This window comes from Mycobacterium sp. 1081908.1, assembly GCF_001673535.1.
Lineage (GTDB): Bacteria > Actinomycetota > Actinomycetes > Mycobacteriales > Mycobacteriaceae > Mycobacterium.
This window is the reverse complement of sequence record NZ_LZLY01000119.1, coordinates 132,839-151,883: the sequence shown is the minus strand read 5'-3', so window position 1 is coordinate 151,883 and position 19,045 is coordinate 132,839. Positions and strand designations below refer to the sequence as shown.

Here is a 19,045-nt window from a genome sequence, read left to right as displayed (position 1 = left end):
AAGTCCTTTCGCCAGACTACGAATCGATGACCGGGACAGCGGTGTTCCCGGCTGGGACATTTCCGGTCGGGCTGTTGAGATTCGCCGCCGCGTGTGGCGCGGCGGCACAACGAGATTCATTTCATGAAGGGAGCAAGTGATGGCTAGTCGGTTTATGACCGATCCCTACGCGATGCGGGAAATGGCGAGCCGTTTCTCGGTGCACGCGCAGACGGTCGAGGACGAGGCGCGACGCATGTGGGCGTCGTCGCAAAACATTTCGGGTGCCGGCTGGAGCGGGACGGCCCAGGCGACGTCCTACGACACGATGGGACAAATGAATCAGGCGTTTCGCAACATCGTGAGCATGCTGCACGGCGTGCGCGACGGGCTGGTCCGCGACGCCAACAACTACGAACAGCAAGAGCAGGCCTCGCAGCAGGCGTTGAGCAGCTAGGAGATTCGGCAATGACGATCAGTTATCAATTCGGGGACGTGGACTCGCACGGGGCCGTGATCCGGGCGCAGGCGGCGTCGCTGGAGGCCGAACACCAGGCGATCGTGCGAGACGTGCTGGCGGCGGGGGATTTCTGGGGTGGCGCCGGGTCGGTGGCCTGTCAGGAATTCATCACGCAGCTGGGCCGCAACTTCCAGGTGATCTACGAGCAGGCCAACGCCCACGGCGCGAAGGTACAGTCCGCGGGGAGCAACATGGCCAGCACCGATTCGGCGGTGGGTTCCGGCTGGGCGTGACCGATGCCCTCGGGCGCGGGTCACACAATGGCGTGTCGACCCGCGCCCGTGGCATGTCGGACGCTAAGTGACTGCGGCCGCGGCGGTTTCGGTCGCCATCACCTCGGCCGCCGCGCGCTCGCCCGAGCGGATCGCGCCGTCTATCCAGCCGCACATGATGGCCGAGCTCTCCGTGCCGGCCCAGTGCACGCGGCCGCAGGGCTCGCGCAGGGTGTAACCGAATTCGGTCAGCACGCCGGTCGGGGCGTGGCTGATCATGCCGCCACCGGAGTAGCGCTCGGTAGTCCAGTTCTGCTCGTGGAATTCCAGCGGCGACTTGGCCTTGCTGCCGAACCGGTCGACGAGCTCGGCGATGATCGCCGCTTTCCGGTCGGCCTCGTCCATCTTCGTCAGCCGGCGTGCGGCCGGTCCCTCGGTGATCACGCACATGATTCCGAGGTCCGCGGTGTTGGTGCAGGCGTCGATGGTGAGCGTGGCCAGGGACCCGGGCGCGGCCGACTGGCCGCACAATCCGTCCGCACGCCAGAACGGCTCGTCGTAGATGATCGAGATCTTGATGACGGCGCCACTGGGCATGCGCTGGTGCAGCAGCGCCCGGTCGACCGGCAACATCGGCTCGTACACAATCGAACTGGCGATGGCGAGCGGGATGGCGACAATGGCCCGCCGCGCCCGCACCGTCAGGCCCTCCGCGGCGACCGTCACACCGTCGGCGTCCTGGGTGATCTGCCGGACGGGGCGCGAAAGGTGCAGCGCGTCACCGAGTTCGGCGGCGATCTGCCGGTAGATGGCGCCCATCCCCCCGACGGGCCGGGCGTCCTGGGCGCCGCCCTTGCCCGAGATGACGAACGTGGGGCCGCCGCCCGACCCCATCTGCGTCAGCGCCCACAGCAGCGACGTCTCCGACCCGGCCGAGGTGTATACGCCCGACAGCGCCATGTCCAGCATCTCGCGGGCCTGCTTGGACATGGTGTTCTTGTCGATCCATTCGCCGAGGCTGATGCGGTCCCACTCGGCGGCGTTCTTCGCCTCCCACGGCGCTTGCCGCGGAACCGCTTTGCACATGTTCTCGATGGAGAGCAAACCGACGCCGAGGTTGGCGACCGCCCACGGGCTCATCGACCACGGGATGGTGCCGCCGTAGCGGTGTTTCTTGCCGTCGACGATCATCATCGCGTCGCCGTCGTTGTGCTGCTTGTATTCCGGCACGCCGAACTCGTCCATCATCGCGTAGATGCGATCCTGGCCCGGCCCGACCCAGGCGCCGCCGCGGTCGATCCAGGTGCCGTCGTCGCGAGTGACGGTGAACGTGCGGCCGCCGATCCGGTCGCGCGCCTCCAGCAAGGCCACCGAGCGACCGGCTTGCTTCAACCGCAGGGCGGCCGTCAAACCCGCGAACCCGGCCCCGACCACGCAGTAATCGACATCTGACACGACTGACTCCTTCACTGGTCAAGCTCGGGCCCGCCCCAAGCAGCAAACTACACCGATCGCGGGACCGCTAGTGGCGTGTTCACCCCGATTTCTCGGGCGGTTCAAATCCGTTGAGGCGACGGGTCAAAGGTGATGGGCCTGATTGCCGCCGCGGCGTTTGGCCGTGTACATCGCGCTGTCCGCGACGTCGATGAGCTTTTCGATGAGTCCGGGAATGTCGGATGTGCCCATCGGGGACAGTTCGGCGGTGGCGGTACCGATGCTGGCCGTCAGCCCCTGCGGCAGGGCGGCGATGGCGGCGGCCAGTCGCGCCGAAATCGCCTCGGCGTCCGGCGACGGGCCGATGGCGGCGACGAGGAACTCTTCGCCGCCGGCGCGACACAGCATCGCCGTCGGTGCGGCTTGTTGCCGCAGCACTTCGGCGACGGCGATCAGTGCGCGGTCGCCCGCGGCGTGGCCGAGGGTGTCGTTGATGCGCTTGAACGCGTCCAGGTCGACCATGGTCATGGTCAGGTGGGTGTCGTCGGCGCGCGGATCGCCGAGCCTGCGGGTGAGGGCGGCGATGAACGCTCGTCGGTTGAAAAGCCCCGTCAGCGAGTCTTCGTCGGCGCGCTCCGCGTAGGTCCCCATGGCGCGCGACATCCCTCGCATCGCCACCGGGAACGACACGTTGAGCATCGCGATCACCCAAAACGCGGCGAGCCCGGTTCCGACGTCGACCTCCCGGGCCAGGTGCACCGCCGTCGCGACGGTGACGATGCCCGACAGGGTGACGCTGAACGCCAGAAATTTATTGTTGTGGAAGAGCGCGACGTACCCGCTGTTCGTGGCCATCGCGCAGCAGCCGACGGCCGCCAGGGCGGCGGTCGGCTGGGTCAGGCTCCACCCGGCGATGCATGTCGCGGCGATAACTCCGAAAATCTCCGATTGGATCCGGGTAGGCCAGCGCGTCAACCAGTAGACGCTGACCGCGACGACGAAGACCGCCGCGCCCGCGTCGACGAGCACCACCTCGGCCGCCGGGCGGCGCATGCTGAACATGGTGGCCACCGGTACCAGCGCCGATATCGAGGAGATGACAGCCAGGGTCACCTGTGCCGCGCGAAGCAGTCCGCGCTCGCGCAAGGTTGCCGTGATCCAGTCGAAGTGATTGGGCTCGCCCAGCCACGACTTGAACCGCGACACGCTGCACACCTCCCTTCAGGGGATAGCTCAGCACCAAACGGCGGTCGGCGTTGCAAATCTGACGAAACGGCGACCGAGCCCGTCAACTCGATCGATCGTTGCGCAACAATGTCGCAAGCTCGTCGCGGGTGATCACGCCGGTTTTGGCCATGGCCCGGTAGATATGGCCCTCGACGGTGCGGACGGACAAGGTCAGCCGCTCGGCCGGACAAGCCCCGTCCGAGCAGCATCACGATCTCGCGCTCGCGATCGGTGAAGGGCAGCCGCTCACTGGCCTGGCGCAGCGCCGGAGTGCGGGCGCCGCCGCACCCTTGGGCCAAGCGCGTCCGCTCGAGCCGAGCACTTCAACGCCGATCCCGGCAAGTCGCCGCGGCGACAGGCGATGGCCGCGTGCGCGGCCGCATCGACCGCGGCAACCAGGTCCCCGATCGCCTCGAATTACGCTGACACCGCGGCCAATTCGGCCCCATCGCCGGCGCGCAGGGCGGCCGCGGACCGCGCCGCGATCCCGGCGCGCGGGCCCTCCACAATGGTTTCCAGTTCCCGCAACCGAGGCGCACAGCGGCCGTCACCGAACTGGGTGGCGTTCTGCAGGCACATCACTTCCGCCGCGAATTGCCCGTTGGCACAGGCCGTTTCGGCCGCCGCCCCCGCGATCTCGATTGCTTCGCCGACCGCGCCCTGGCACGCGGCCACCCAGGCGCATGCCAGTTCGCGCTCGTGGTCGACAAATCCGATAGCTCCGATGGTGTTCCGCGTCGACCGCGCTGAGCGTGGTCACCGCGTCGGCGGTCAAGCCGCGCCGGGAACGTCCACATGTCGGCGCACTTCTGCGATGTGGCCGGATGGCCGAGGCGGATTCGTTGGCGGAGCGGGCGCCGGCGGCGAGCAGCCCGACCATGCTCGCCCCCAAAACCACCGCGCGCTCACCCAATACCGGCGTTGCGAATCCCTTCCTTGGCGTCAGGCTCGCGTTGCTGCTGCAGCGCGGCTTCGCGGTCGCTGAGATCGTTGGTCACCAGATCAGCATCCGACGACGCGCACGGCCGGGATTGAGTAGCGCCATGCTCCATTTGTCGTGGGCTGCGGCGTCACGTACTCATTGATCATGCTGCTGCACACGGTCCGGGCGCGGCGTAGCTCCGACGACTTCCCGCGCGCGAAACACCTGGCCGCCAAGATCGCGGAGGTCGCCGCCGACCCGGTGGCCGTCGAGCCGGAGACGTCGGAGATGGTGGCCAACCGGATCATCGACAACGCCGCCGTCAGCGCCGCGGCCGTGCTGCGGCGGCCCGTCACCGTGGCCCGCCGGCAGGCGCTGGCGCATCGCGCCCAGCCGGGGGCGCGGGTTTTCGGCGTCCCCGGTGCCTACTCGGTGGAATGGGCGGCGTGGGCCAACGGCGTCGCGGTGCGCGAGCTCGACTTCCACGACACGTTTCTGGCCGCCGAGTATGCCCACCCCGGCGACAACATCCCGCCGCTGATCGCGGTGGCGCAGCGGCTCGGCGTGGGCGGCGCCGACCTGATCCGCGGCGTGGCGACCGCGTACGAGGTCCAGATCGACCTGGCCCGCGGAATCTGCCTGCACGAGCACAAGATCGACCACGTCGCCCACCTCGGGCCGTCGGTGGCCGCCGGCATCGGCACCATGCTTCGGCTGGACACCGAGACCGTCTACCAGGCGATCGGGCAGGCTTTGCACCTGACCACCAGCACCCGGCAGTCGCGGAAGGGTTTGATCTCCAGCTGGAAGGCGTTCGCGCCGGCGCACGCCGGAAAGGTCGCGATCGAGGCGGTCGATCGGGCGATGCGCGGCGAGCGGTCGCCGGCCCCGATCTGGGAGGGCGAGGACGGGGTGATCGCCCGGTTGCTGGGTGGCCCCGAGCGCGAATACCGCGTGCCGCTGCCCGCTCCCGGCGAACCCAAGCGCGCCATTCTGGACAGCTACACCAAGGAGCACTCGGCGGAGTATCAGAGCCAGGCGCCGATCGACCTGGCCCGGCGGCTGCGCGGGAGAATCGGCGACCTGGAGCAGGTCGCGGCGATCGTGCTGCACACCAGCCACCACACCCACGTGGTGATCGGCACGGGATCCGGCGATCCCCAGAAGTTCGACCCCGACGCGTCACGCGAGACGCTCGACCACTCGCTGCCCTACATCTTCGCCGTCGCGCTGCAGGACGGCACCTGGCACCACGAGCGCTCCTACGCTCCGGAACGGGCCCATCGGCGCGACACCGTCGACCTGTGGCGCAAGATCTCCACCGTCGAGGACCCGGAATGGACCCACCGCTACCACGCGACCGACCCGGCCGAAAAGGCGTTCGGGGCCCGCGCCGAGGTGACGCTCAAAAGCGGGGAGGTGATCAACGACGAGCTCGCCGTGGCCGACGCCCATCCCTTCGGCGCCCGGCCCTTCCGGCGCCCGCAGTACGTCAACAAGTTCACCGAGCTGGCCGACGGGATCGTCGATCCGGCCGAGCAGCGCAGGTTCCTCTCCGCCGTCGACGCCCTGGCCGACCTCGAGTCGGTGGATGCGCTGAATATCGTGATCGACCAGCGGCTGCTGGATGCCGCGCCGGCGACCCCGCCCGGGATCTTTGACTGAGTTGCACTACGGCGAAGCCGTCCGGCGTGTCGTCGCCGTGAGCGCACAATGAAAAGCCGCCGGCGCACACACGGGCGCGGCTACGGGGTCGAGGGCCCGCCGTATTGCCACACCAAAGAATGGGCGCCGGTCATGGTGGGGTTGCACCACATCGTCCGTCCGTTGGCGTCCTGAGTGGTGGCGTGCAGCACCGTGCAGGAGTCACCCGGTCCGGGGGCGTCGGCCCGGGCGACAGCGCCGCCGGCCACGGGTGCGACGGCGGCCACCAGCGCCGCGACGAGGAATCGAAGTCTGTTCATGGTGGAGTCTCCTAGCGGTTTCACGGTATCCGCCGGTTAACCCCTAGGCAAAGGATTCTTCGCCCCTACCCAAGCCACGCGCCTAGAACGCGTTCTAATCTGTCAAACCATGGGATTTCTCAAGCCCGAGCTGCCGCAGCTCGACATGGAGGAATGGAACAAGGGCACCCGCAGCGAGAAGATCCGCCCGATGGCCCGGCACTGGGCCGAGGTGGGTTTCGGCACGCCGATCGCACTGCACCTGTTCTACGTCGTCAAGATCCTCCTCTACATCCTGGGCGGGTGGCTGTTCGCCTCGGCCACCGAGGGACTCGGCGGGTTCACCAACGTTGCGCACTGGTGGTCGGAGCCGATCGCGTTCGAGAAGGTCGTGCTCTACACGATGCTGTTCGAGGTGGTCGGGCTGGGTTGCGGCTTTGGCCCGCTGAACAACCGGTTCTTCCCGCCGCTGGGCTCGATCCTGTACTGGATGCGGTTCGGCACCATCCGGCTGCCACCGTGGCCGGACCGCGTCCCGTTAACCAAGGGCAGCGCCCGCAGGCCGGTGGACGTCTTCCTGTACGCGGCGCTGCTGGTGGCGATCCTGTCGGCGCTGTTCTCCGACGGCACCGGGCGGGTGCCGGAGCTGGGCACGAAGGTGGGGCTGCTGCCGGTGTCGGAGATCGTGTGGATCCTGCTGATCCTCGGCGTGCTGGGACTGCGCGACAAGGTGATCTTCCTGGCCGCGCGCGGCGAGGTCTACGCGACGATGGCGGTCACCTTCCTCTTCGCCGGGCCGGACATGATCGTCGGATCCAAGGTGGTGTTCCTGGTCATCTGGATGGGCGCGGCGACGTCGAAGCTCAACAAGCACTTCCCGTTCGTCATCTCCACGATGATGTCCAACAACCCCCTGGTGCGGCCCCGGGCGCTGAAACGGCGCTTCTTCGAGAAGTTCCCCGACGACCTGCGGCCGGGCCGGCTGTCTCGGTTCCTGGCCCACGTCAGCACCGCCATCGAGATGCTGGTGCCGCTGCCGCTGTTCTTCTGCCACGGCGGCTGGCCGACGACGGTCGCCGCCATCGTGATGGTGTGCTTCCACCTGGGCATCCTGGTGTCGATCCCGATGGGCGTGCCGCTGGAGTGGAACGTCTTCATGATCTTCGGCGTGCTGTCGCTGTTCGTCGCGCACGCCCGCCTGGGGCTGGCCGACCTGAGGCATCCGGTGGTGGTCGCGATCCTGTTCGTCGTCATCGCGGGAATAGTGGTGCTGGGCAACATGTTTCCGCGCAAGATCTCGTTCCTGCCGGGGATGCGCTACTACGCCGGCAACTGGGACACCACGCTGTGGTGCATCAAGCCGTCGGCCAACGAGAAGATCGGCCGGGGCATCGTGGCGATCGCCAGCATGCCGCAGGCCCAGCTGGAGCGCTTCTACGGCAGCCCGGAGGCCGCGCAGATCCCGATTTTCATGGGGTATGCGTTCCGCGGGTTCAACACCCACGGCCGCGCCCTGTTCACGCTCGCGCACCGCGCGATGGCGGGGCAGAACGAGGACGACTACGTCATCACCGACGGCGAGCGGATCTGCAGCACCGCGATCGGCTGGAACTTCGGCGACGGCCACATGCACAACGAGCAACTCATCACCGCCATGCAGCAACGCTGCCACTTTGAGCCCGGTGAGGTGCGCGTCGTGCTGCTGGATGCGCAACCCATCCACAAGCAGACGCAGGCCTACCGGCTGGTGGACGCGGCGACCGGCGAGTTCGAGCGCGGCATCGTGCGGGTCGCCGACATGGTGACCCGCCAGCCCTGGGCCGACGACGTGCCGGTCCAGGTGCTGTCGGACGAGGCGCCGAGCGTTACGCCAGAGTGACGCTCGGCGCCGAACGGCGCGCCAGCGCGACGCTCGGGGTCAAGCCCCGGCCCGTACCTCCTGCGCCGCGGCGACCATGTTGCGCAGCGACGCGGTCACCTCGTCGACGTTGCGGGTCTTCAGCCCGCAGTCGGGGTTGACCCAAAGCCGTTGCGGCGGAACCGCTCTCAGCGCGGCGCGCAGCGACTCGGCCATTTCGGCCGCGGTGGGCACCCGCGGGGAGTGGATGTCGTAGACGCCCGGGCCGACGCTGTTGGCGAAGCCGACCGAGTTCAGGTCGTCCAGCACCTCCATGTGCGAGCGGGCCGCCTCGAGCGACGTGACGTCGGCGTCCAGGTCGGCGATGGCGCCGATCACCTCACCGAACTCCGAGTAGCACAGGTGGGTGTGGATCTGCGTCGAGTCGGCCACGCCGGAGGTGGCCAGCCGGAAAGCCGTTACGGCCCAGCGCAAGTAGTCCTCCTGCTGGGCGCGGCGCAGCGGCAGCAGCTCGCGCAGCGCGGGCTCGTCGACCTGGATCACCGCGATACCCGCCGCCTGCAGGTCCACCGTCTCGTCGCGAATGGCCAGCGCCACCTGGTTGGCGGTGTCGGCCAGCGGCTGGTCGTCGCGGACGAACGACCAGGCCAAAATCGTGACCGGCCCGGTCAACATGCCCTTCACCGGCTTGTCGGTCAGCGACTGCGCGTAGCTGATCCACTCGACGGTCATCGGGTGGGTCCGCTCGACGTCGCCATAGAGGATCGGCGGTCGCACGCAGCGGCTGCCGTAGGACTGCACCCAGCCGTTCTGCGTCGCGAAGAAGCCGTCCAGCTGCTCGGCGAAGTACTGGACCATGTCGTTGCGCTCCGGCTCCCCGTGCACCAGCACGTCCAGGCCCAACTGCTCCTGCAGCGCGATGACGTCGGCGATCTCCTTGCGCATCTTGGCGACATACTCGGCCTCGTCAATCTCGCCGGCGCGAAAAGCGGCGCGCGCCTTGCGGATCGCCGACGTCTGCGGGTAGGAGCCGATCGTCGTGGTCGGCAGGGGCGGCAGGTGCAGCCGCGCATCCTGGCTGGCGCGGCGCTCGGCCGCGTCCCCGCGGTGCGTGCCCGACGCGATGATCTCCTCGATCCGGGCGCGAACCCCGGCGTTGTGCAGCCGCGGATCGCTGCGGCGGGACGCGACGGCCGCATTGGACGCCGCGATCTGGTCGGCAACCGCGTCGCGGCCCTCGCAGAGGGCGCGCGCGAGAGTGACGACCTCGCTTACCTTTTCGGACCCGAACGCCAGCCAGCTGCGCAGGTTGTCGTCCAGATCCGTTTCGGGCTCCAGCGAATACGGCACGTGCATGGTGGAGCACGATGTCGAAACCGCCACGCTGCCGGCCGAACCCAGCAGGGCGGTCAGCTTGGCCAGCGCCGATTCCAGGTCGGTGCGCCAGACGTTGCGCCCGTCGACGATGCCGGCGACCAGCAGCTTGCCGGACAGTTCGGGAATGCCCGCCACCGCGGTGCCGGCGCCGGCCACCAGGTCGATGCCGATCGCTTCGACGGGCGTGCGGGCCAGGCCCGCCAGCGCCGCGCCCGGGTCGCCGAAGTAGGTGGCGACGTGGATCGCGGGCCGGTTGCTCACCGAGCCGAGCGCGGAGTAGACGGCCTCGGCCAGCGCGGGCGCGTCGGGGGAGATGTCGGTCACCAGCGCCGGCTCGTCGAACTGTACCCACTGCGCGCCGTGCTCGGCGAGCAGCGAGAGCAGCTCGGAGTAGATCGGCAGCAGCTCGCGGAGCCGCTCGATCGGCGCGCCGGCGCCGTTGATGCCCTTGCTCAACAGCAGGAACGTGATCGGACCGATGACGACGGGCCGCGCGGGAATGCCTTGCGCAAGAGCTTCTTTCAGCTCCGAGAGCACCTTGTCGGGGTTGAGCGCGAACCGGGTCGCGGGCTCGATCTCGGGCACCAGGTAGTGGTAGTTGGTGTCGAACCACTTCGTCATCTCCAGCGGCGCGATGTCGTCGTTGCCGCGGGCGAGGGCGAAGTAGCGGTCCAGCTCGTCGGGGACCTCGGTGGCGCGCACCGGCAGCGCGCCGAGCATCACGGCCGTGTCGAGCATCTGGTCGTAATAGGAGAACGTGTTCACCGGCACCGAGTCCAGGCCGGCGGACGCCAGGTGAGTCCACATGTCGCGGCGCAGCGAGGCGGCGACGGACTCGAGTTCGGCCCGGCCGGTGCGTCCGGCCCAGTAACCCTCGGTGGCGCGCTTGAGTTCGCGCTTGGGGCCGATGCGGGGGGAGCCGGTGACGGTGGCGGTGAATGGTTGAGAGGTGGTCACTACTTCGTCCTAACACTCGACGGGTGGATCACCGCCGGCGGACGCAACAGCCGAGCCCGTCGCGGCACACAAGCCGCAACGACAACGACCAAACGCCCATTCCACGAGGCGATGAGCCGCCGGACGCGGCGCGCCCGGCACAGCCGGCAGGTCTTCGGACTCGCGGGCGCGCACCGGGTGGTGCTCCTACTGGCCGTCGCTTCCCGATTTTTCGATCAGTGCGTGTGACGGCGGTCGTTCCTGCTTACCGCTGCGGGACAGTCCCGGACTTCCACCGGGTTCCCTCTCGCGAAGGCGTCTAACATGCCTCGCTCGATGCCGGCGCCGCGGCTGCGGCGACGGCAAACCAGTTGCGCAGCGGAGTTTACCGCGTCGCTCAAGGCTCGCTCGCGCAGCGCGGGACCGTCCGTACTGCTATAAACCCAACATGAAGACGAGACTTTTGCTGGCCACGTTCGGCACTGCGGCGGCGACCTTGGCCGGCGCTGTCATCTGGACCGCGCCATCGGCCTCGGCCGGCACCGACTTTTGCAATGCGCTCCCGCCCAAGGACGCTCGCGACTGCAACTGCGGCTTCGACTTCGCCCCCGGTAGCCCGGAGCTTCAGCAGTGCCTCTCGGGAAAGGCGCCCGCGCCCGGCCCCGCGCAACCGTAGGCACGCGCACCGACCGGCGCTAAGCCCTCGTCACCAGCGGCAGCTTCGGCAGCCACAAGGAGCTCTCCGTATTCGGGAACCCGGCCACCGGCCGGAAACCGGGAGCCACTCCGATATGCGCGGCCCGCTCGACCCACTCCTCGACCAGCACGCGCAACACCTGCCGGACGATGTGCCCGCCACGGCAACGCATGGACCCGGCGCCCAGGCTCCAATGCCGGTGCGCCCTAACGCCGATCACAAGGTCGTCGGTGGACATGGAGTCGCTGCCGTCCCGCTGCACGGCGGCGATGCACAACATCACCACCACGCCGGCCGGCAGCTCCACCCCGCCGACCGTCGTCGGCTGGGTGGTAAAGCGTTGGCAACCCTGCACCATCGGCTCCAACCGGAGGACCTCTTCGACGAATCCGCGGATCAGCTCGGGGTGGCGTCGAAGCGTGTCGCACAATTCGGGGTCGCCCGCCAACACGAGTAGATGCCAGCCGGCGTGTTTGGACAGGTTGCGGCACGCCTCGGCGAAGACGTGGCCGGACCGCCCGGCCAGGTGCTCCGTGGGCAACAGCCGCAGGCGCGACACGATGTCGAAAACGGCGTCGGCCATCGGCGCGGTCACCTCGGCCACCGCGTCACCGCCACCGGCGGCGGCGAAACGATCGATCAGTGCGGCGGCGGTCGCGCGGAACGCCGCCGCGATGTCGTGCGCAGCTTTCGGCGCGAATAGCCGTTGGTGAACGTCGAGATAGCTCTCGGGAAGGGCGCGGGCGCGATCCAACGTGGGATCGTCCAGATGCGCCAGCACCTCATCGCGCCCGACGACGAACACCCAGTTGCCCGCCGGATCTCGCAAAACCGGGCCGGCCTGGCGCGCCAGGCGCCAACCCACGCCGCGGTCCGTGCTCAGGGCGGCTCCGGCCGCGTCGGGAAAGACCGGACAGTCGGCAAGTTTCACGTGCCCTGTCCTTCCATGCCTATCGGCGAGTCCGCGGCCCTCCGCGCGCAGCGGAGTCTACTGGGCGGCCAGTGCATCGGCGATGGGGACGCCGTTCCCGTCGGGGCCGTTGTTGAACTCGATGGTGCGGCCGATGGTCGAGTCGTCGGCCAGCGCGGCGGCTATGGCGAGCGCGACGTCTGCCCGGGAGACCTCGCCTTTCCCCTTGCCGATGACGATGCGTCCGGTCGGCGGTTCCAGGGTGAGGTGGCCGGGCCCCAGCACCGTCCAATCCAAGTCGCTGGCCCGCAGGTGCGCGTCCGCGGCGGCCTTGGCCTCCGCATAGGGGAAAAACGAATTCTCACTCGGCACACCATGATCCGGACCCGCGCCGAAGTAGGACACCATCACGAACCGCCTCACCCCCGCCCAGCGGGCGGCATCGATGACCCGGATCGCCGCGTCGCGGTCGACGGCGTAGGTCCGCGCCGGGTTGCCGCCGCCCGCGCCGGCGGAGAACACGACGGCGCCGTGACCCGCCAGCAGGCCGGTCAGCGAGTCGGTGTCGAGTCGCTCGATGTCGGCCACCACCGGGGTGGCGCCGGTCGTCGCGACGTCGTCGGTGTGCTCGGGGTTGCGGAAGACCGAACTCACCTCGTCGCCGCGGTCGGTCAGGATGCGGGCCAGCTGCAGCGCGACCTTGCCGTGGCCGCCGATGACGATGACTCGTGCCATGCCCCCGACCGTAGCGCCCCTAGAGCTTTACCCGCCCCATGATCAGGTCGATGATCGGCTTGCCGGGCGGGTAGGCGCCGGTCAGCGACGCCATCGTGTGCCCGTAGTCCACCAGCACCGTGATCCCGTTGACGCCGAACGCGGCGGCGCTGTTCAGGAACGCCATCACGTCGCCCATCTGCTCGGGGGTGTGCACCTTCGAGCCGGTCTCGTCGCGGTAGTCCTGCGCGAACGTCAGCCACAGGTCGGCGTTGGCCTGGGCCAGCGGGGTGTCGGTGGGGCCCGGGCAGATCGCGTTGATGCGGATGCCCTTTTTCAAAAGGCGAATGCCCTGCGTTGCCACGTAGGCGTTGACGATTTTCTTGCTGGTGCCGTAGTGGATGATGCCTTCGGACTCGTGCGCCTTCACCCACTCGACGGCCGCATCGAAGTCGGGCGTCTCGAGGAACTCCAGCAGCAGGTCCAGGTCGTTTTCCCAGCCCATGCCGGCGACCGAGGAGATGAAGCAGATTGCCGAGCCGGACGGCAGCTGGTTCTTTTCCAGCAGTCGATCGATGATGTAGCGGTGCCCGATGAAGTTGATCTTCATCAGGTCTACCGTTCCGTCGGCGATCCCTGCGGCCGAGAACAGCGAATGCACCGGCCCGTCGATCTGTGCGAGGGCGGCGTCGATCGAGGCGGGGTCGCGGAGATCGACCTGAATCGCCTGGGCGACGTCATACTTCACCGGCGCGTAGTCCAGCACGATGACCTCGGCGCCGAGTTCGGCCGCCGACTTGGCCGCCGCGGCGCCCATGCCGGTGGCGCCGCCAACAACCAGAGCCCGCTTGCCGTCGTAGCGCAGCCGATCGACGATGGTCATGGAAATCCTCTTCTCGTTCTCTGCCAATCCGGTTCTACTTGGCCAACTGTATGGGTAACAGTTACTTGGTTCAATACCTATTTGCCGCGGACCGCGACCCCGCGCAGAACCGTGTCGCGGGCGTGCACCAGGGCCGCGCGTTTGCCGATGTCGCGAAGGATGTTCTCCGGTATCCACTGCAGGCCGATGACGCATCGTGCCAGCATCGTCGTGGACGGGGCGTCGATGCTGATTTCCCCCAACCGGATGCCTTCGGAGAGCAGCGATTTCATCTGCCGAAGCCGCGTGGCGTACAACCAGCCCGGGTTCGGCGTGTTCGGCGGCGATTGGCGCATCCAAGCGAGCTGAATCCTGAACTCGTCGGAAAACCGATCGAGCGCGTTGACGTTGACCCAGCTGAGCGCGTCCAGCTTCTCGACCGGGGTGGCGTCCGAGCGCAGCACGCTCACCCAGCCGGCCTCCACCTTCCTGCCGAAGGACTCCATGATCGACGCGAGCAGTTCGTCCTTGGACCCGATCACCCGATAGACGGTCCCGGTGCCCAGCCCCGCCGCGGACGCGATGTCGCGGATGGTGGTGACCTCATACCCCTTGCGGCCGAACTCCGTTCGCGCCACCGCGAGGACGTGGGCCGCCTTGTCGTCGGGATCCGCGTCGCCGTCGTCGGCCCACGTGTCGATGACGGCGTTTGCGGCAGCGAAGGCTTTGGACCGATTCAACGCCGCGTCGCTGGGCGGCCGGGCCGCCAATCCCGTCAGGATGATCCGGCACAGCAGCCCGGCGACCTGGTCGGCCTGGGAATTGTGGCGCATGACGGCGAGGCCGACCTGCAGCATCGTCTGGCAGATGCGGTCGGCCAACGTGGGCAGGTCGATGTCGGCTTTTATGTAGCCGCTCCACCTGCCGGCACGCAGCGTTTGCAGCATCGCCTGCTGGACGGCGGTGGGCGCCTGCTGCGTCAGCTTCATCAGCTCGGGATCGTCGCCGGGGCCTTCGTAGAACGACATCTGCAGGGCGGCCCCGTGCCGCACGGCGCAGTTGGCGATCGCCGATCCCAGCTCGACGATCTGCTCGGAGGCCGGTCGCGAACCGGGTTCGTCCAGCCGGGCCTGGGCGGCCTGCCCGATCCGGGTCAGGTCCTCCTGATAGCGGCGGGTCAGCTCGACCAGGATCGCCTCTTTGGACTCGAAATGGTGATAAAGGCTGCCGGGGAGGATGCCGGCCGCGTCCGCGATCTCCTGCAGCGACGTCCGCAGCCCCGACGATGCGATCAACGACGCCGCGGTCTGCAGGATTTCGGTGCGACGGGTGCCGGAGTCATCGGCGTTCGGCGGCACCGCGGCGGGCGGGTGGGCTTTGGACAGCGAGGTTTTGGCCATGACTAGCCGCGCTCGGGTCCGGACGGTTGCAGATTCGCGGCCCTGCGCATGCGTCCTCCCGCCCGAACCAAATCTTTGTTAGAGGCTATCAGACCGGGCACAACAAACGCGCTGCACAGAGCGCCGATAAAGCCCATTCTAGAGCGCCGGGCCGTCCCAGGCGTCGCGCGCCACCACCTCGTCGACGGGGCGCCGACGCGCTGGCCGGAAGGTGTGCCCGGCGCGGAAGCGACCCACCGGCAGCAGACATCCCTGCGCATACGTCGGGGGAATGCCGAGCAGCCGGCCGATCTCCGGCTCGCGGTGCAGGTGCAGCGTCGTGATGCAGGTTCCGTAACCGCGGGTGTGCAGGGCGAGCTGAAAGTTCCACACCGCCGGGAAGATCGAGCCGTACAGCGTGGCCCGATGGAACGATTCGTCGCCGTCGATGCGGGGCAGGTAGGGCTCGTAGCACGGGATCACCAGCACGGGCACCCGGGCCATGTTCTCGACCAGCCACTCCGTCGACGACATGAGCCGGCCCTCCGGCGTGCCGGCCGGAAGCAGGTCGGCCAGCATTTGGCCGCCGACGCGAAGCAGATACGACTCGCGATACAGCTCGGCGATCTTGTCCCGCAGCGCCGGGTCGGTCACCACCACCCACCGCCAGGCTTGCTGATTCGAGCCGTTGGCGGCCTGCATGCCGATCCGCAGGCATTCCCGGATGTCCGCGATGTCGACCGGCGCGTCGAGGTCGAGCGTCTTGCGGGCCGACCGGGTTGCGGTGAGCAGGTATTCGATGTCCATCAACGGCCTCGTTTCGCAAGGCGCGCACCGATTTCGATGAGGTAGTGGTCGGGTCTACCCCGCAGCTCGCTCCAGCTCAGGAGGCGCTTGAGGTAGAGATGGGCGTCGTGCTCCCAGGTGTAGCCGATGCCGCCGAACACCTGGATGGCGGTGTCGCCCACGGTGGCCAGTCGCCCCGCGAACGCCTTGGCCCGCAGCGCGGCAAGGTGGCGCTCCTCGGAGGACACCTCGTTATCGGCGGCCCACAGCGCGTGGATCACACCGCTGCGGGCCAGCTCGACGGTCTCGTACATGTCGACGCACAGGTGTTGGACCGCCTGAAACGATCCGATGACCTGACCGAATTGCTTTCTTACCTTTGCGTATTCGATGGCCAGGTGCATGACCGCCCGAGCGGCGCCCAGGGCGTCGGCGGCGGTGGCGATGAGGACGTCGTCGATGACGGCCTCGACGTCGTCCGGCGACGCCGTGGCCAGCCGATGCGCGGACGCCCCGTCGAGCTTGACGCGGAAACGTTTGCGGGTCTGGTCGATACCGCGCTCGGGCGTCACGGAAATCCCGGACGAGTCGGTGCTCAGCGCGTACAGGCCGACGCCCGCCGGGTCCCCGGCGAGCACCAGCAACGTGTCGGCCGCCGCGGCGTCGGGCACGCCGGCGATCTCGCCTCGCATGGCGGTGTCCGCACCGCGCCCGGCCAATTCGACGGCGGCATTCTCCACGTCCAAGAAGCCGATGGTGGCGACGGTGCCGCCGTCGGCGATCCCCGCCAAAACCGTTGCACCGCTGGCGCTGTCGGCGATTCGCGTCAGCGCGCGCACCGCGGCCACCGCGCTCGACAGCCACGGCCCCGGGTGCAGGGCGGCGCCGAGCTCCTCGGCGACCACGCCCGCCTCGACCATCGTCATCCCGGCCCCGCCGTGTTCCTCCGGCACCAGCAGCCCGGTCACCCCGAGGTCGGTCAAACCGCGCCAGACCGCTTCGTCGACGCCTGTCGGATCGTCGAGCAGCGCGCGCACATGCCCCGAAATGGGCGCCTTTTCAGCGAGAAAGCGCCGCGTGGTGTCGCGCAGCGCGACCTGCTCGTCGGTGAGTTCGAGGTTCATTTGCGTGGCAATCCCAGCACGCGCTGCGCGGTGATGTTCTTGTTGATCTGGGTCGTTCCGCCCGCGATAGTCAGCGAACGCGAGGTGAGCCGGTAGTTCGACCACGGGGCGCTGGTGCCGTGACTGCCGAGCACGTCGAACGCCAGGGCGGCCATGTCCTGCCCGATCTCACCCCACACAGACTTGGCCAGGCTGGCCGACGCGAACGGGTCGCCGCCGTGCAGCGTGGCGGAGATCGACCGCTGGCAGAGCACCTCGAGATACTTGATGCGGACGGCGATTTCGCCGAGGCGCCGCAGTACTACCGGGTCGTCCAGCGCGTCGCCATGGGCGGCGAAGTCGTCGACCAGCTCTTCCAACCGCACCTGCATCTCGGCGTACAGCCGCGCCGCGCCGGCGCGCTCGTGGCTGAGGGTGGTGGTGGCCACCTGCCAGCCGGCGTTGAGCGGCCCGAGCAACGCATCGGCGGGAACCCGCACGTCGCGAAAGAACACCTCGGCGAAATCGGTGTCGCCGTTGAGCGTTACGAGCGGGCGCACCTCGATGCCGGGCAGCGACATGTCGACGATCAGGCAGGAGATCCCCTGGTGCTTCGGCGCTTCGAGATCGGTGCGCACGTACAGCTGACACCAGTCCGCCCGATGCCCCAGCGAGGTCCAGATCTTCTGGCCGTTGACGACGAAGTCGTCGCCGTCACGCACGGCCCGCGTGCGCAGGGCGGCGAGATCGGATCCGGCTTCCGGCTCCGACATTCCCTGGCACCAGATGTCGTCGGCGCGCATCATGCGGGGGAGCAGCGCCTTCTTCTGCTCTTCGGTGCCGTACTGCATGATCGCGGGGGCGATGTTGTTCATCCCAATGACGTTGAGCGGCATGGGCGCCCGCGCGCGGGTGGTTTCCTCGGTGTAGACCAGTTGCTCCAGAACGGTCGCCCCGCGACCACCGTATTCGCGTGGCCAGGACACGGCGGCCCATCCCGCGTCGGCCATCGTCGCGCTCCAGGCCCGCAGCAACTCGATCCCCGCGTCGTCGCGCCCGGCGGGCCGGCGGGCGGCCACCAGCTCGTCGGTCAGGTTGGCCGACAGCCAGTCGCGCAGCTCGGTGCGGAACTGTTCCACTTCCGCGGGGTAGGAGAAGTCCATTTTTCCGGACACTACGTTGGAGCAGATATTAGGTCAATTATGCACTCAGTCCCGTCGAGGTTCGGGAACGCGACGTCGGCGTTGTCGGGCATCGCGCTGATGCCGCGTCGCTCACAGACTTCAAGTACCTCGTCGACGATCGACGTGGGCACCATGAATTTCTCCGTGGACGACATCTGCTCGAGATGTGCCTCGATGTCTTCGGCCGTCGGCTGGCTCTCGGCGTCCGCGAGCCAGCCTTCGCTCAGGCCGACGAACACCCGCGCGTAGCGGCCTGCCGCGGCCGAATAGTTGCGGTGGGTGAACGTACAGGCGGTGCTGGCGAGGAAGGTCACCAGCGGCACGACGAGTTCGGGCCGAATGGCCCGCATGAAGCCGGATTCGGCGAGGAACTTCTCGTCACCGACTGTCTCGGTGACCATACGCGAGAACCCGGTGGGCATAACGGAATTGGCGAGGATTCCGTGCGCTTCGCCTTCGATCGCGATCACGTTGGTAAGCCCGACCAGCCCGGCCTTGGCCGCCGCGTAGTGGGCCTCCATCGGCTGACCGAAGATTCCGGCGGAGGACGAGATGAACACGAATCTTCCGCCGCCGCCTTTCTTCATCACGCGATACGCGGGCTGAGACAGGTAAAAGCCGCCGTCCAGATGCACGCGCAGCATGCGCGTCCAGTCTTCGGGCGAGAGGTCTTCGAATGGCACGTGGGCGAAGATTCCCGCGTTGCTGACGACCGCGTCGAGCCGCCCGAACGCCCCCGCTGCCGCATCGACGATCGCTTGCCCGCCTTCGGGACTGTCGACCGAGTCATAGGAGGCGATCGCCGTGCCACCCGCCTTCGTGATCTCGTCGACGACTTCGTCGGCGACGCGAGAGTCGGCGCCGTCACCGCGCATCGAGCCGCCGAGGTCGTTGACTACCACCGCGGCGCCCCGGCGTGCCAGGTCCAGCGCGTACAGCCGGCCGAGGCCGCGGCCGGCGCCGGTGACCACCGCCACCCGGTCGGTGAAGTCAATCATGCTG

At 68.3% G+C, this 19,045-nt stretch carries 18 protein-coding genes and 1 riboswitch; of the genes, 5 read left to right on the top strand and 13 right to left on the bottom strand.

Translation table 11 applies throughout. The features are described from left to right. Positions 1 to 139: 139 nt before the first annotated feature. Positions 140 to 436, top strand: coding sequence for a WXG100 family type VII secretion target (locus A5655_RS19240; protein WP_067012659.1), 297 nt, complete (start codon positions 140 to 142; stop codon positions 434 to 436). 11 nt (positions 437 to 447) lie between these two features. Beyond that, positions 448 to 732, top strand: a complete 285-nt coding sequence (locus tag A5655_RS19235) for a WXG100 family type VII secretion target (protein ID WP_067012658.1) — start codon at positions 448 to 450, stop codon at positions 730 to 732. 63 nt (positions 733 to 795) lie between these two features. On the opposite strand, the gene A5655_RS19230 is transcribed toward A5655_RS19235, so the two are convergent. From A5655_RS19230 to A5655_RS29450, 3 genes are all read right to left on the bottom strand, one after another. Next, the gene (locus A5655_RS19230; RefSeq protein WP_067012697.1) at positions 796 to 2,166 is read right to left on the bottom strand and encodes an NAD(P)/FAD-dependent oxidoreductase; all 1,371 of its coding nucleotides are present in this window, start codon (positions 2,164 to 2,166) and stop codon (positions 796 to 798) included. 123 nt (positions 2,167 to 2,289) lie between these two features. Then, positions 2,290 to 3,351 (bottom strand): diguanylate cyclase, encoded by a 1,062-nt coding sequence (locus A5655_RS19225; protein WP_156764936.1) that lies wholly within the window; start codon positions 3,349 to 3,351, stop codon positions 2,290 to 2,292. A 438-nt stretch (positions 3,352 to 3,789) separates the two neighbouring features. Then, positions 3,790 to 4,047: a hypothetical protein gene (locus A5655_RS29450; protein WP_067012654.1), complete on the bottom strand. Its 258-nt coding sequence runs from the start codon at positions 4,045 to 4,047 to the stop codon at positions 3,790 to 3,792. 412 nt (positions 4,048 to 4,459) lie between these two features. Between A5655_RS29450 and prpD the strand changes: the two genes are divergently transcribed. Beyond that, entirely contained in the window at positions 4,460 to 5,959 is a 1,500-nt protein-coding gene (gene prpD, locus A5655_RS19215) for a 2-methylcitrate dehydratase PrpD (protein ID WP_067012696.1), read from the top strand. Between the two features lie 80 nt (positions 5,960 to 6,039). On the opposite strand, the gene A5655_RS19210 is transcribed toward prpD, so the two are convergent. Further along, on the bottom strand, positions 6,040 to 6,258 hold the full coding sequence (locus tag A5655_RS19210; protein ID WP_067012652.1) for a hypothetical protein: 219 nt from the start codon (positions 6,256 to 6,258) through the stop codon (positions 6,040 to 6,042). Positions 6,259 to 6,367: 109 nt separating this feature from the next. Between A5655_RS19210 and A5655_RS19205 the strand changes: the two genes are divergently transcribed. Next, the gene (locus A5655_RS19205; protein WP_067012650.1) at positions 6,368 to 8,116 is read left to right on the top strand and encodes a DUF3556 domain-containing protein; all 1,749 of its coding nucleotides are present in this window, start codon (positions 6,368 to 6,370) and stop codon (positions 8,114 to 8,116) included. Between the two features lie 39 nt (positions 8,117 to 8,155). On the opposite strand, the gene metE is transcribed toward A5655_RS19205, so the two are convergent. Beyond that, positions 8,156 to 10,429 (bottom strand): 5-methyltetrahydropteroyltriglutamate--homocysteine S-methyltransferase, encoded by a 2,274-nt coding sequence (gene metE / locus A5655_RS19200; RefSeq protein WP_067012648.1) that lies wholly within the window; start codon positions 10,427 to 10,429, stop codon positions 8,156 to 8,158. 127 nt (positions 10,430 to 10,556) lie between these two features. Beyond that, positions 10,557 to 10,747, bottom strand: a riboswitch (cobalamin riboswitch). 109 nt (positions 10,748 to 10,856) lie between these two features. Here metE and A5655_RS19195 point away from each other — a divergent pair. Beyond that, positions 10,857 to 11,084 (top strand): hypothetical protein, encoded by a 228-nt coding sequence (locus tag A5655_RS19195; protein ID WP_067012646.1) that lies wholly within the window; start codon positions 10,857 to 10,859, stop codon positions 11,082 to 11,084. A 19-nt stretch (positions 11,085 to 11,103) separates the two neighbouring features. On the opposite strand, the gene A5655_RS19190 is transcribed toward A5655_RS19195, so the two are convergent. The 8 genes from A5655_RS19190 to A5655_RS19155 all read right to left on the bottom strand — a co-directional run bounded on the left by A5655_RS19190 (position 11,104) and on the right by A5655_RS19155 (position 19,041). Continuing rightward, on the bottom strand, positions 11,104 to 12,036 hold the full coding sequence (locus A5655_RS19190) for a cytochrome P450 (RefSeq protein ID WP_067012644.1): 933 nt from the start codon (positions 12,034 to 12,036) through the stop codon (positions 11,104 to 11,106). A 57-nt stretch (positions 12,037 to 12,093) separates the two neighbouring features. Next, entirely contained in the window at positions 12,094 to 12,750 is a 657-nt protein-coding gene (locus tag A5655_RS19185) for an SDR family oxidoreductase (RefSeq protein ID WP_067012643.1), read from the bottom strand. A gap of 19 nt (positions 12,751 to 12,769) precedes the next feature. Next, entirely contained in the window at positions 12,770 to 13,612 is an 843-nt protein-coding gene (locus tag A5655_RS19180; RefSeq protein ID WP_067012641.1) for an SDR family oxidoreductase, read from the bottom strand. Positions 13,613 to 13,689: 77 nt separating this feature from the next. After that, positions 13,690 to 14,991 (bottom strand): TetR/AcrR family transcriptional regulator, encoded by a 1,302-nt coding sequence (locus A5655_RS19175; protein ID WP_067012639.1) that lies wholly within the window; start codon positions 14,989 to 14,991, stop codon positions 13,690 to 13,692. 138 nt (positions 14,992 to 15,129) lie between these two features. Continuing rightward, positions 15,130 to 15,777 carry a nitroreductase family protein gene (locus A5655_RS19170; RefSeq protein WP_067012637.1) on the bottom strand — a complete coding sequence of 216 codons (648 nt, stop codon included), beginning with the start codon at positions 15,775 to 15,777 and terminating at the stop codon, positions 15,130 to 15,132. Then, the gene (locus tag A5655_RS19165; RefSeq protein WP_067012635.1) at positions 15,777 to 16,880 is read right to left on the bottom strand and encodes an acyl-CoA dehydrogenase family protein; all 1,104 of its coding nucleotides are present in this window, start codon (positions 16,878 to 16,880) and stop codon (positions 15,777 to 15,779) included. Before A5655_RS19165 ends, A5655_RS19170 begins: the two co-directional genes overlap by 1 nt. Beyond that, on the bottom strand, positions 16,877 to 18,022 hold the full coding sequence (locus tag A5655_RS19160) for an acyl-CoA dehydrogenase family protein (protein ID WP_067012695.1): 1,146 nt from the start codon (positions 18,020 to 18,022) through the stop codon (positions 16,877 to 16,879). The genes A5655_RS19165 and A5655_RS19160 overlap by 4 nt, the downstream gene beginning before the upstream one ends. A gap of 11 nt (positions 18,023 to 18,033) precedes the next feature. Then, positions 18,034 to 19,041, bottom strand: coding sequence for an SDR family NAD(P)-dependent oxidoreductase (locus A5655_RS19155; protein WP_067012634.1), 1,008 nt, complete (start codon positions 19,039 to 19,041; stop codon positions 18,034 to 18,036). Positions 19,042 to 19,045 lie beyond the last annotated feature (4 nt).

Coding starts and splice junctions, on each gene's coding strand:
- A5655_RS19165 (WP_067012635.1), bottom strand. CDS start 16,880: ATGAACCTCGAACTCACCGACGAGCAGGTCGCGCTGCGCGACACCACG.
- A5655_RS19175 (WP_067012639.1), bottom strand. CDS start 14,991: ATGGCCAAAACCTCGCTGTCCAAAGCCCACCCGCCCGCCGCGGTGCCG.
- A5655_RS19195 (WP_067012646.1), top strand. CDS start 10,857: ATGAAGACGAGACTTTTGCTGGCCACGTTCGGCACTGCGGCGGCGACC.
- A5655_RS19160 (WP_067012695.1), bottom strand. CDS start 18,022: ATGGACTTCTCCTACCCCGCGGAAGTGGAACAGTTCCGCACCGAGCTG.
- A5655_RS19155 (WP_067012634.1), bottom strand. CDS start 19,041: ATGATTGACTTCACCGACCGGGTGGCGGTGGTCACCGGCGCCGGCCGC.
- A5655_RS19185 (WP_067012643.1), bottom strand. CDS start 12,750: ATGGCACGAGTCATCGTCATCGGCGGCCACGGCAAGGTCGCGCTGCAG.
- A5655_RS19205 (WP_067012650.1), top strand. CDS start 6,368: ATGGGATTTCTCAAGCCCGAGCTGCCGCAGCTCGACATGGAGGAATGG.
- A5655_RS19240 (WP_067012659.1), top strand. CDS start 140: ATGGCTAGTCGGTTTATGACCGATCCCTACGCGATGCGGGAAATGGCG.
- A5655_RS19180 (WP_067012641.1), bottom strand. CDS start 13,612: ATGACCATCGTCGATCGGCTGCGCTACGACGGCAAGCGGGCTCTGGTT.
- prpD (WP_067012696.1), top strand. CDS start 4,460: ATGCTGCTGCACACGGTCCGGGCGCGGCGTAGCTCCGACGACTTCCCG.
- A5655_RS19210 (WP_067012652.1), bottom strand. CDS start 6,258: ATGAACAGACTTCGATTCCTCGTCGCGGCGCTGGTGGCCGCCGTCGCA.
- A5655_RS19170 (WP_067012637.1), bottom strand. CDS start 15,777: ATGGACATCGAATACCTGCTCACCGCAACCCGGTCGGCCCGCAAGACG.
- A5655_RS19235 (WP_067012658.1), top strand. CDS start 448: ATGACGATCAGTTATCAATTCGGGGACGTGGACTCGCACGGGGCCGTG.